Origin of the sequence: Pseudideonella sakaiensis, assembly GCF_048320135.1 — a bacterium.
Taxonomy (GTDB): Bacteria; Pseudomonadota; Gammaproteobacteria; order Burkholderiales; family Burkholderiaceae_C; genus Ideonella_A; species Ideonella_A sakaiensis_A.
Genome location: NZ_CP182947.1, coordinates 2,599,356 through 2,610,922, shown reverse-complemented (window position 1 = coordinate 2,610,922; position 11,567 = coordinate 2,599,356). Strand labels below are relative to the sequence as shown.

General features: G+C 66.5%; 12 protein-coding genes. 10 read left to right on the top strand and 2 right to left on the bottom strand.

The features are described from left to right. Positions 1-136 precede the first annotated feature (136 nt). Positions 137-904: a hypothetical protein gene (locus ACNH6H_RS11775; protein ID WP_418317875.1), complete on the top strand. Its 768-nt coding sequence runs from the start codon at positions 137-139 to the stop codon at positions 902-904. Positions 905-940: 36 nt separating this feature from the next. Here ACNH6H_RS11775 and ACNH6H_RS11770 read toward each other — a convergent pair whose 3' ends face one another. Further along, on the bottom strand, positions 941-1,312 hold the full coding sequence (locus ACNH6H_RS11770; RefSeq protein WP_418321290.1) for a YraN family protein: 372 nt from the start codon (positions 1,310-1,312) through the stop codon (positions 941-943). Between ACNH6H_RS11770 and rsmI the strand changes: the two genes are divergently transcribed. The 5 genes from rsmI to ACNH6H_RS11745 all read left to right on the top strand — a co-directional run bounded on the left by rsmI (position 1,305) and on the right by ACNH6H_RS11745 (position 7,299). Further along, a complete protein-coding gene (rsmI, locus tag ACNH6H_RS11765) occupies positions 1,305-2,213 on the top strand; it encodes a 16S rRNA (cytidine(1402)-2'-O)-methyltransferase (RefSeq protein WP_418317873.1) in 909 nt (302 codons plus the stop codon). The two genes, ACNH6H_RS11770 and rsmI, sit on opposite strands and share 8 nt — an antisense overlap. A gap of 64 nt (positions 2,214-2,277) precedes the next feature. Beyond that, positions 2,278-3,756, top strand: coding sequence for a metalloprotease TldD (tldD, locus tag ACNH6H_RS11760; RefSeq protein ID WP_418317871.1), 1,479 nt, complete (start codon positions 2,278-2,280; stop codon positions 3,754-3,756). A gap of 233 nt (positions 3,757-3,989) precedes the next feature. Continuing rightward, entirely contained in the window at positions 3,990-5,150 is a 1,161-nt protein-coding gene (gene cfa, locus ACNH6H_RS11755; protein WP_418317870.1) for a cyclopropane fatty acyl phospholipid synthase, read from the top strand. A 333-nt stretch (positions 5,151-5,483) separates the two neighbouring features. Continuing rightward, positions 5,484-6,605: a 3-deoxy-7-phosphoheptulonate synthase gene (locus ACNH6H_RS11750; RefSeq protein WP_418317869.1), complete on the top strand. Its 1,122-nt coding sequence runs from the start codon at positions 5,484-5,486 to the stop codon at positions 6,603-6,605. A gap of 28 nt (positions 6,606-6,633) precedes the next feature. Further along, a complete protein-coding gene (locus tag ACNH6H_RS11745; RefSeq protein WP_418317867.1) occupies positions 6,634-7,299 on the top strand; it encodes an intradiol ring-cleavage dioxygenase in 666 nt (221 codons plus the stop codon). Between the two features lie 27 nt (positions 7,300-7,326). Here ACNH6H_RS11745 and ACNH6H_RS11740 read toward each other — a convergent pair whose 3' ends face one another. Continuing rightward, positions 7,327-8,466, bottom strand: a complete 1,140-nt coding sequence (locus tag ACNH6H_RS11740; RefSeq protein WP_418317866.1) for a hypothetical protein — start codon at positions 8,464-8,466, stop codon at positions 7,327-7,329. 178 nt (positions 8,467-8,644) lie between these two features. Here ACNH6H_RS11740 and ACNH6H_RS11735 point away from each other — a divergent pair, with 178 nt between their 5' ends. The 4 genes from ACNH6H_RS11735 to ACNH6H_RS11720 all read left to right on the top strand — a co-directional run bounded on the left by ACNH6H_RS11735 (position 8,645) and on the right by ACNH6H_RS11720 (position 11,563). After that, the gene (locus tag ACNH6H_RS11735) at positions 8,645-9,628 is read left to right on the top strand and encodes a helix-turn-helix transcriptional regulator (RefSeq protein WP_418317864.1); all 984 of its coding nucleotides are present in this window, start codon (positions 8,645-8,647) and stop codon (positions 9,626-9,628) included. Between the two features lie 38 nt (positions 9,629-9,666). Beyond that, entirely contained in the window at positions 9,667-9,945 is a 279-nt protein-coding gene (locus ACNH6H_RS11730) for a DUF427 domain-containing protein (protein WP_418317863.1), read from the top strand. A gap of 145 nt (positions 9,946-10,090) precedes the next feature. Beyond that, complete coding sequence (locus tag ACNH6H_RS11725) at positions 10,091-10,705, top strand: histone (RefSeq protein ID WP_418317861.1); 615 nt, start codon at positions 10,091-10,093, stop codon at positions 10,703-10,705. Between the two features lie 78 nt (positions 10,706-10,783). Further along, positions 10,784-11,563, top strand: coding sequence for a hypothetical protein (locus ACNH6H_RS11720; RefSeq protein WP_418317860.1), 780 nt, complete (start codon positions 10,784-10,786; stop codon positions 11,561-11,563). The last annotated feature ends 4 nt before the right edge of the window (positions 11,564-11,567 follow it).

The window sequence follows — 11,567 nt, the reverse complement described above, 5'->3', positions numbered from 1 at the left end:
GGCGAGGCTTGCATTGCACGCCCAGGCGAGCTACAACGAGTTGTCGGCTGCTGTCACGGCGACGCGCAGCCGCCTCAGCGCTGCAACGGATATCGCCATGCCCGGTTCAGAGATTCGCGTCGCGATCAGAGACGATATGTCGCAGACGATCGCGACCATCGTTGCGACCCCGATTGCGGCGGAGATCCCGGCCGAGCCGAAGTGCAAGCTGCAGCAACTCGACGATATACCGCATCAGGTGCTGGCCTACGGGAAGGAATTCGCAAAGATCGAGGATCCGGTTAAAACCTTCACATTCGGACCCGACGACGCGCGCATCACCTATTCGTCGGATGTCTACGTGGAGTGCAGCGATTCGGCCGAACGCGACAAGATCGAGATCGGTTTCATCCAGACCGTCGTCAGCCAGACGAAGTGCACTGTCTACAGCAACGGCGACATATGGCAGGAGACACTGGCGTCGATCCCGTGCTTGGACGGCTCGCAGCAGGCCGACGAATTCACTGAGGGTTTCATTCCATTCTTCAAGAAGCCGGTCACGTTGACGCGCAACGGTGCAGACGGCAGGCAGACGATCACCGCGACCGACCTGCCGAGCTTCACCTATCCGCGCGAGCTGACGCAGGATGGCCAGGTCATCGCGACGCCATCGGTAGCGACGCTCGAGGTCGATTTCATCGTTGCTCTCGCGGCCCGTTACAGGGGAATGTTCGAGTCAACGTTCTACTACCTCGCGACCTTCGACTGGCGGTTGCATGGCCGGGCCGGTGACAACGGGGTTTCCGGCACCTATGTCGCCGATCCCTGCACGCGATGCGACTATGCGCGCGACAAGCCAGCCACGCTGAAGATCAGCGGTGAGTCGGCCAACTTCTCGGCCCGGTATGCGCTGATCACGCCCTGACGGCCAGGTTGACGCAGCCCGGCCGTGACCTTGCCTTCATGGCCCAGCATCGAACGCGCCGCGCAACCACTCGACACGTTCGCCGTCGAACACCACGACATCGAAGCGGCACGGCGGCGGCGTGGCGAGCCGCATCAGATAACACTGCGCGGCGTAGACGAGGCGGCGCCGCTTCGCGCTGCCGATGCTGGCCGCGGCGCCGCCATGGGCGGCATCGGCTCGCGCGCGCACCTCGACGAAGACCAGCGTGCCATCGCGCTCGCGCATCACCAGGTCGATTTCGCCGCCGCGCGAGAACGGGCCACCGGCGACCCGATAATTGGCCTGCTCGAGCACGAGGCCATGGTCGAGCAGATGCCGCAAGGCCCTTGCCTCCGCCTCGTCGCCCAATTGCTTCTTCGTGACCAAAACCAACGCCCCCCTGCTGCTCCAGGCCGCCGCCGCGGCCGCCGGCCACCAGCATTTTCCGGCCGCCGCGCTGTATCTGGTGGCAACGCCGATCGGCAACCTCGCCGATCTGACATTGCGCGCGATCCATGTGTTGTCGCTGGTCGATGCGGTGGCCTGTGAAGATACCCGCCACAGCGCGGTGCTGCTGCAGCAACTCGGCATCGACAAGCCGCTGCTTGCGCTGCATCAGCACAACGAGGCCGGTGCCGCGCAGGGTGTGCTGCAGCGCCTTGCACAGGGCCAGCGCATCGCCTATGTCAGCGATGCCGGCACGCCGGCGGTCAGCGATCCGGGTGCGCTGCTGGTTGCCGCGGTGCAGGCGGCCGGTTACCAGACCTTGCCGATACCGGGCGCGAGCAGCGTGCTGGCTGCCGTCAGCGTCGCCGGCGATGCCGCCGGCAGCGGCTTCCGGTTCGTCGGATTCCTGCCGACGCGCGCCGGCGAGCGGCAGAGCGTGTTGCAGGCGGCGCTGGATGCCACGGCGACGCAGGTGCTGTTCGAGGCGCCGCACCGCATCGTTGCGCTGGCCGATGCGCTCGCCGCGCTGGCGCCGCAGCGCCGCGTCACCCTGTGCCGCGAGCTGACGAAGCAGTTCGAGACGATCGCGACAATGGCCGCCGCCGAACTTCCCGGCTGGTTGTCTGCCGATGCGAACCGGCAACGCGGCGAATTTGTCGTCGTCGTGCATGGCGCGCCGCAGGCGGTCGCCGCCGATGCCGCGGCGAACGAGCGTCTGCTGCGTGTGCTGATGCGTGAACTGCCGCTGAAACAGGCGGTGGCGCTCGGTGCCGAACTGAGCGGGGCGCCGCGCAATGCCTTGTACGAGCAGGCGCTGGCACTGAAAAAGGCGGCTGGCTGAAGCGGCGTTTCTCGGTGTATCCCGCCGTGCACAAGGCGATGGTCCGGCTCCTACAATGGTCCGCATGATCGCCCGCGAACCCACCATCGAACGCCTCGCCATTGCCCGCTCGCTGCTGCTCGACCCATTCGGCCTCAGCGAGGCCAGTCTGGCCAAGGCGCTGGCGACGATCTCGCAGCACCGCATCGACGATGCCGACCTCTATTTCCAGTACACGCGCAGCGAGGGCTGGAGCCTGGAAGAAGGCATCGTGAAAAGCGGCAGCTTCGGCATCGACCAGGGTGTCGGGGTGCGTGCGGTGGCTGGCGAGAAAACCGCCTTCGCCTATTCGGACGACATCTCCGAAGCGGCGCTGATGGATGCGGCACAGACAGTGCGGACGATTGCCGCGGCCGGCCAGAGCCGCCGCGTCAAGGTCGGCGGCTCGAAACAGAAGATGGCGCGCAGCCACCAGCTGTATGCGCCGATGGACCCGATCGCCACACTCGACAGCAGCCAGAAGGTCGCGCTGCTCGAGAAGGTCGAAAAACTTGCCCGCGCGAAGGATCCGCGCATCAAGCAGGTGATGGCCAGCGTCGCCGGTGAATACGACGTCGTGCTGATCGCCCGGGCCGACGGCACGATCGCTGCCGATGTGCGGCCGCTGGTGCGGCTGTCGGTGACGGTGATCGCCGAACAGACGATTGACGGCGAGGTGCGTCGCGAAAGCGGCAGCGGCGGCGGCGGCGGCCGTTTCGGCCTCGGTTATTTCCAGGATCCGGTGATCGAGCAATATGTCGGCGACGCGGTGCGCGCGGCGCTGACGAATCTCGATTCGCGCCCGGCGCCGGCTGGCGAGATGAGTGTCGTGCTCGGCGCCGGCTGGCCCGGCATCCTGCTGCACGAGGCAATCGGCCACGGCCTGGAAGGCGACTTCAACCGCAAGGGTTCGAGCGCATTTGCCGGCCGGATCGGCCAGCGCGTCGCCGCGAAGGGCGTCACGGTGCTCGACGACGGCACGATTCCGGACCGCCGCGGCTCGCTGAATGTCGACGACGAAGGCAACCCGAGCCAGCGCAACGTGCTGATCGAGGACGGCATCCTGAAGGCCTATATCCAGGATTCGATGAATGCGCGGCTGATGAAGGTCAAGCCGACCGGCAACGGCCGCCGCGAAAGTTATGCCGCGGTGCCGATGCCACGGATGACCAATACCTACATGCTCGGCGGCAGCACGACCGCCGAGGAAATCGTCGCCGGCCTGAAGCGCGGGATTTATGCAACCAATTTTGGCGGCGGCCAGGTCGACATCACCAGCGGCAAATTCGTCTTCTCGGCGAGCGAGGCCTTCTGGGTCGAGAACGGCAAGATCCAGTATCCGGTAAAGGGCGCGACGCTGATCGGCAACGGCCCCGATGCCTTGACCCGCGTCAGCGCAATCGGCAACGACATGAAACTCGATACCGGTGTCGGCACCTGCGGCAAGGAAGGCCAGAGCGTGCCGGTCGGCGTCGGCCAGCCGACGCTGCGCATCGACCGGCTGACGGTCGGCGGCACCGCCTGAGCAGGCGTCGACGCAGCCGCGGGCGTCGCGGTACTGCGTAACGCGTTGCTGCGCGGCGAATGGCCGCGGAACTCGGGTGCGCAGCGCGGGTCTCTTGATCAAGGATGCATCATGGTCCGGGCTGCGCGCGGGCGTCTCGCTTGCTAGGATTGAGCCGGCGCGACCAGCCGAACCCGCTGCGAGGCGGTGGCCGGATGCGCCGGTGTTCGTGATCCGAAAAAACGGGAACGGTGATGGCCACTCACTCGACTCATATTTCCGACCAGGGAACGGGATTTTCTCCAGCACGCGCCTGGCATTGGATGGAAGGCTTGCTGGCGAAAGCGGATATCCGGGTGCAGGGCGACAGGCCCTGGGACATCCGGTTGCTCAAGCCAGGCGTCCCCGAGCGGGTGCTGGCCAAGCAAAGCGTCGGCCTCGGCGAGGCCTACATGGACGGCCAGTGGACCGCCGAACGGCTGGATCAGTTTTTCGAGCGGCTGCTGCGGGCCCGCATCGAGGACCACGTCAAACCCGGCTGGCTGTCGTGGCAGGTGCTGCGCGCCCGCTGGCTGAACCGGCAGACCGAGCGGCGTGCCTGGCAGGTCGGGCAACACCACTACGACCTCGGCAACGATTTCTACCGCGCGATGCTCGACAAGCGCATGACCTATACCTGCGGCTACTGGAAGGGCGCAAAGACGCTCGACGAGGCGCAGGAAAACAAGCTCGACCTCGTCTGCCGCAAGCTGCAGCTGCGCCGCGGCATGCGCGTGCTCGATATCGGCTGCGGCTGGGGCAGCCTGATGAAATTTGCCGCCGAGCGTTACGGCGTCAGCTGTGTCGGCGTCACGGTGTCGGAACGGCAGACCGCGCTCGGCCGTGAGCTGTGCAAGGGGCTGCCCGTCGAATTCCGGCTGCAGGACTACCGGCGTGTCGAAGGGCAGTTCGATGCGGTGGTCAGCCTCGGCATGTTCGAACATGTCGGCGAACGCAACTACCGAACCTACATGGAGCTGGTGCACCGCGTGCTGCGCGACGACGGCCTGTTTCTGCTGCACACGATCGGCCGCAACGAGCATGCCCACGGCTGCGATCCGTGGGTCGACAAATACATCTTCCCGAACGGGCAGCTGCCGACGATCGCCGGCATCGGCCGTGCCTGCGAGCGGCTGTTCGTCGTCGAGGACCTGCACAATTTCGGCGCCGACTATGACCCGACGCTGATGGCCTGGCATGCCAATTTCGAGGCTTCGTGGCCGCAGTTCGAAACCAGCCTCGGCGAGCGTTTCTACCGGATGTGGCGTTATTACCTGCTGTCGTGCGCCGGCGCCTTCCGCGCCCGCGACCTGCAGTTGTGGCAGTGGGTGCTGAGCAAGAACGGTGTCGAAGGCGGTTACCAGCGGCCGTCCTGATCTCAGCACGCTGCAGGGCGGGCTTCAGCCCCGATCTCAAACATGCCACCGACCGGAATCGGGGCTGAAGCCCCTCCCACAAATGGTCCCACACCAGGTCTGGCAGGCAACTTGGATGCAACACCAGCCGACGTGGTAGCATCGCCGCGATGTCGCCCCGGAACTTCTTTTTTGCGTATTTTTGGTTCTCGCACCGCCCCGGCGGAGGAGAGGCCAGCGCATGAGTTCCTGAAGCGCCGCCAAATCCCCCAAACCGCCGGGCCTCCCCCGGCGGTTTTTTTTCGCCCGTTGTTTGCCGACCCATCCCTGAAACCCGATCCCGGAGAGAAACCAATGTCCCCGCACCGAAATGCCAGCCTGGCGGAGCCCCGGTATGCCAGCATGGAAAAAACCAGCCAGACCGACGATGAACGGATCCGCGACGTGACGCCGCTGCCGCCGCCGGAACACCTGATCCGCTTCTTCCCGATCCGCGGCACCTCGGTCGAGACGCTGGTCGCCGGCACCCGCAAACATATCCGCCAGATCATTGCCGGCAAGGACGATCGGCTGCTGGTCGTGATGGGCCCGTGCTCGATCCACGATCCGGCCGCGGCGATCGACTATGCGCGGCGGCTGAAAGTGCAGCGGGATCGCTATGCCGATACGCTGGAGATCGTGATGCGGGTCTATTTCGAGAAGCCGCGCACGACGGTCGGCTGGAAGGGCTTGATCAACGATCCCTACCTCGACGAAAGCTACCGCATCGACGAAGGCCTGCGGATCGGCCGCCAGCTGCTGCTCGAGATCAACCAGCTCGGCATGCCGGCGGGTAGCGAATTTCTCGACGTGATTTCGCCGCAGTACCTCGGCGACCTGATCTCGTGGGGCGCGATCGGCGCGCGCACGACCGAAAGCCAGGTGCACCGCGAGCTGTCGTCGGGGCTCAGTGCGCCGATCGGCTTCAAGAACGGCACCGACGGCAACATCAAGATTGCCAGCGACGCGATCCAGGCGGCTGCGCGGCCGCACCACTTCCTCAGCGTGCACAAGAATGGCCAGGTCGCGATCGTCGAGACCAAGGGCAACAAGGAATGCCACCTGATCCTGCGCGGCGGCAAGGCGCCGAACTACGGCGCGGCCGATGTCGCGGCCGCCTGCAAGGAGCTCGAGGCCGCGAAGCTGCCGTCGAAACTGATGGTCGACTGCTCGCACGCCAACAGCAGCAAGCAGCACCAGCGGCAGATCGACGTCGCCCGCGACATCGCCGAGCAGATCAGCGGCGGCAGCCGCAGCATCTTCGGCGTGATGGTCGAGAGCCATATCCTCGGCGGCGCCCAGAAATTCAGCCCCGGCAAGGACGATCCGGGCAAACTCGTCTATGGTCAGAGCATCACCGACGCCTGCATCGCCTGGGAGGATTCGACCGGCGTGCTGCAGGTGTTGAGCGATGCGGTGAAGGCGCGCCGCAAGTGACCGCAAGAAGCGCCATCGGAGGTCCGCGATGCACGACGATTCAGCACGCTCGAACCAGCCGCTGGCGCAGCGCCGCCGGCTGATCACCGGCCTGGCGACCGGTGTTGCCGGGATGGCCGTACCCGGCTGGCTTGCCGCCGCCGGGCTGCCATCGATGACCGCCGGTCCCTTCTATCCATCGCCGGAATATCGGGCGCGTCAGCTCGACTGGGATGCCGATCTGACGCGGGTCGGCACCGGCCCGGGCCGCGCGGCCGGCGAGTGGCTCGACCTGGTCGGCACGGTGGTTGATCGGCAGGGCCGCATCATCGACCGCGCCGAGATCGAGATCTGGCAGTGCGATGTGCACGGCAGCTATCGCCACCCGCGCGGCGCCGGCGCGCGTGTCGACGAGGCTTTCCAGGGCTTCGGCAGCAGCGTTGCCGATGCGCAGGGCCGCTACCGCTTCCGCACGATCAAGCCGGCGCCATATCCGGGCCGCACGCCGCACATCCACGTCCGGCTGCGTCATCCGAGTTTTGGCGAATTCACCTCGCAGCTGTTCGTCGACGGCGAGCCGGCGAATGCCGGTGACTTCCTGTTCCGGCAGATGTCGGCCGACGAGCGCGAAGCAGCCATGCTGCGCCTGGCCCGCGCGCCGGCCGATGCCGGCGTCAAGTGGCTGGCCGAGCGGCCACTGGTCGTGCCGGTCTGACGCCGCCTCGGCACGACGGCCGCGCTTTCAAAGCGGCAGGCAGCTCTGGCGGATCGCCGCCGACATGCGCCGCGGCGGGCTGCGCCGGCGCAGTTCGGCATGCGGCACATAGCCGCGCGACTCGAGGTTCCAGCCTTCGGTCGCCTGCGCATCGCTGAAGCTGGCGCTGCGCAACGGGCCGAGCCGCAGCGCATCGAAGCGCTCGATCAGCCGCTCGCAGCCGGCCGCATCGAGCAGACGCGCAAATGCCGTCCAGTGGCGAAGCACCGGCGGATGGTTCCAGGCATCCTCGATCGCCCAGCGCAGCTGCTGCAGATCGTGTTCGCCGCGTGCCTGTCGCACCGCCGGCGGCACCGCTTCGAGCACCCGGGGCAAGTAAGCGTGGAAAAACGCCTGGTAGGCGCGCCGCTGCGCCTGGCCGTGCAGCAGTGCCTCGAAGCTGCGGCTGCGTTTCGACCAGCCCGGTTGCAGCAGCTGGCAGCTGATCATCGCCTGCAGCGCCTGCACCGGGTTCAACAGGTGCAGCCGGCGTGGCGGCAGCACCAGCAGCGGCAGGGTACATGCATCGGCATGCGGCATCGGCTCGACGAAACTGCACAGGATCGCGATGCGCCGCCACGCGGCCGCGCCGAGCCCGCCGATCTCGAGCAGCGGACGGTCCTCGAGCTGGCGCACGCAGCGCATCGCATCGGCAAAGCCGTGTGCGCCTTTCGCCCGATTTGCCTGTGCGCTGATCACCGCCAGATTGCCGGCGGCATATCCGGCGTCGTTGCGCACCCGGTCGATTGCCGAGACCGTTTCGTCGAGTTCGATCCGCGTGACCGGGCAGAACCGGGCATCGATCTGCTGCAGATAACGCGGCGTGACCTGCAGCAGCTCGAAGCTGCGCCCGCGTAGCCAGGCATGCAGCCGCAGCTGCAGCCATTTGCGTACCGCCGGTGTGGCCGGCAGCGAGCGCCCGCCCATCGCGGCGCGGCCGGCGAGCAGGCCGTTGCGCAGCGACGAGTGCTGCTGGTCATACGGCGCCGGTGGCTCGAGCTTGTGCCGGGCGTGGTCCCAGCCGAGTTCGAAGCCGACATGTTCATGGCTGGTCGGTGTCGCGTCGTCGACTGTCGGGCGGCCGATGGCGTGGCTTGCTTCGGCGGATCGGATGCTGCTGAGGTTCATGTTCGACTCCTGCTCGTGGGGAAGGGCGTTCGGCGGTCGCTTTGCCGTCGATGAGTCGATTGTTCGCCCCCACAAGCTCATGGCGTGAGCCAGACATCTCATTCTGACAATCCGCGCGGTGCGGGTATGCTCTCGGCTGCAGGCTCAGCTGGTGAGCCAGTCATTGCGAGCCTTGCCGATGGACCGAACCGAACGCTTCTACAAGATCGAATTGCTGCTGCGCAACCGCGGCCAGGTCAGCTTCGAGGTGTTGCGCGAAGAGCTCGATGTCTCGCCGGCAACGCTGAAACGCGATCTGCAATATCTGCGCGACCGGATGGATGCGCCGATCGTCTACGACCGTGGCGACAACGCCTACCGCTTTGCGCAGGGCGGCGGCGGCCGCAACGGCGCTGCGCACCAGCTGCCCGGCCTGTGGTTCAGCGAGGCCGAAATCCATGCCTTGCTGACGATGCACCAGCTGATGGCCGGTCTCGACGACGACGGCGTGCTGGCGCGCCACCTGTCGCCGATGATGGACAAGCTGCAGGCAATGCTCGGCGCCGACGCCGGCGAGGCGCGTGAGTTGATGCGCCGGGTCAAGGTCGTCGGCACCGCGCGGCGGCGCGCGCCGAGCCGCTATTTCGAGCTGCTCGGCAGCGCTTTGATGCGCCGCCAGCGCGTCTGGCTGCGTTATTTCAAGCGCAGCGACCGCAGCGAAAGCGTCCGCGAGGTCTCGCCGCAGCGGCTGCTGCACTACCGCAATACCTGGTACCTCGACGCCTGGTGTCATGCCAGCGACGGCTTGCGGCGCTTTGCGCTCGATGCGATCCGCGAGGCGAGGCCGCTCGACAGCCGCGCCAGGCCGGTGGCGCTGAAGGACCTGGAAAGCCGGCTCGACGCCGGTTACGGCATCTATGGCGGCGGCGCGAAGATCCGCTGGGCGACGTTGATCTTCCAGCCCGACGCCGCGCAGTGGGTGGCGCATGAGGAATGGCACCCGCAGCAGAAGTCGCGCTGGCTGCCCGACGGCCGCTACGAATTGCAGGTGCCGTACAGCGATCCGACCGAAATCGCGATGGACATCCTGCGCCATGGCGACAATGTGCGGGTGGTTGGCGACGCCGCGCTGGTGCGCACGATTGCCGAGCGGATGGCGCGTGCCGCCGCGCAATATGTGTGAGCCTCGGCGACGCGCAGTTTTATCTGAAGGAGGACATCATGAAAGCAAGCTGGAAGGGCGTGACGATCGCCGAAAGCGACGACACGGTGGTCGTCGAGGGCAACCACTATTTCCCGGAAGAAAGTCTCGACAAGAAATGCCTGACCTTCAGCAACCACCGCAGCAGCTGTCCGTGGAAGGGTCAGGCCTACTATCACAGCCTGATGGTCGACGGCGACCTGAACGAAAACGCCGTCTGGTATTACCCCGAGCCGAGCGAGGCCGCAGCGCAGATCAAGGGCCGTGTCGCATTCGGCAAAGGCGTCAAGATCGAATGAGCCTTGCCGCAACGGGTGCTGCAGTGTTGCAAAGGCGCTGCATCGGCAGCGGATTTGCGCAGCGCTTTGCGCCAGATCACGCCAAGACGATCGGCTCGGCGTAGATTGCCGGCTGACGTGTCATTCACATCTTGGAGGAGACCCGATGGCCACGCGCAAAGCAGCAAAAAAATCCGAACTCGCTCAGGCGAGTGCCAACCTCAGTGCCGCCGCCGGTGAAGTCGGCACGGCGATGAGCCACCAACTCGAGGCGATGGGCGAGGCGGTCAACGCCGGCATCGCCGAGGCGAAGAAAAAGGCGGTGGCGCGCCGCGACCAGGCGAAGCGGCAGATCAACAACCTCGTCAAGCTCGCCGAGTCGCAATTGAAGAAGGCGCAAGCCGAATTCAAGAAGGCCAGCAAGGCTGCCCACAAGACGATCCAGAAAGCCGAAAAGAAGCTCGAGGAGACCAAGCGCAGCACCAGCAAGAAGCTGGCGAGTCTCGAAGCCAGCGCTGAACGCAAGGCCAAGGCCTTGAAGAAGGCGATGGAGAAGGAAAGCGGCGCCGCGAAGAAGTCGGCCGGCAGCGCGAAGAAAAACGCGGCCGGCACGGCATCGAGGAAAAAGGCTGCGACGACGGTGAAGAAGGCCGATGTCGCAAAAAAGGCCGCAGCGCCGAAAAAGACCAGCACCGTGAAGGCCTCGGCAAAAGCCGCGCCGAAAAAGAAGGCAACGCGCAAGTCGGCAAAGGCATCACCGGCATCCGCCGCGGCTGCCTGACCCAGCCTGCCTCCCGGCCCGGGTTTTCGTCCGGGCCGATCGGTCGTCGGGTGGACGACGCGTTATCGTTCGCTTTCGATGACGATGTCCTGCTTCCCCAATGCCGGCGCGGCGCCCGCCGTGCCGGCGCTGACCGCCGCCCACCGGCGCCGCCTGCGTGCGATCTGGCGCTCCGCCGGCTGGCCGTGCCACGATCTGCTCGAGGTCGAGATGATTGCCGCCGGCTGGCTCGAGCGGCGGCTCGACGGCGGCGGCCGTGAGAGTCTTCGCGTCAGCGATGCCGGTGTCACGGTGCTGGCGAGCGAACTGCAGCGCAACCGCCGGCTGCGCGACGCACACGAGGCGCTCGTGCAGCGCGTTGCGACGCAGATGCTGCGCGCCGGCCGCATCACCTGGTGCGGACTCGGCCTGCGCGCGCAGCCGGTCGCCGACGGGCCGTGGGTGATCGCGATGCCCGATGTCTTCTCGATCCGCAACTCGAGCGTCGAGGCCTACCTCGCGCCGACCGTGCACGAGATCAAGGTGCGGCGCGCCGATCTGCTCAGCGACTTGCGCAACCCGGCCAAACGCGCTGCCTATCTGCATGTCAGCAGCGAATGCTGGTATGTGCTGGCCGAAGGCATTGCCGAGCCGGACGAGATTCCGCCTGAGTGCGGCGTGCTGATCGCGCGCAGCGACACGCTCGACGTCGCCCGGCCGGCACCGCGCCGGCCGACCGTGATGCGGCTGGCGACCTGGACTGCGCTGGCTCGCGCCAATGCGCTGCCGGCCTGGCGGCCCGACGACGACCAGCCGCTGCTCGAGGCCTGTGCCCCCGACGCCGACGAAGCGGCCTGCATTGATCGACAATCGGCCTGAACCT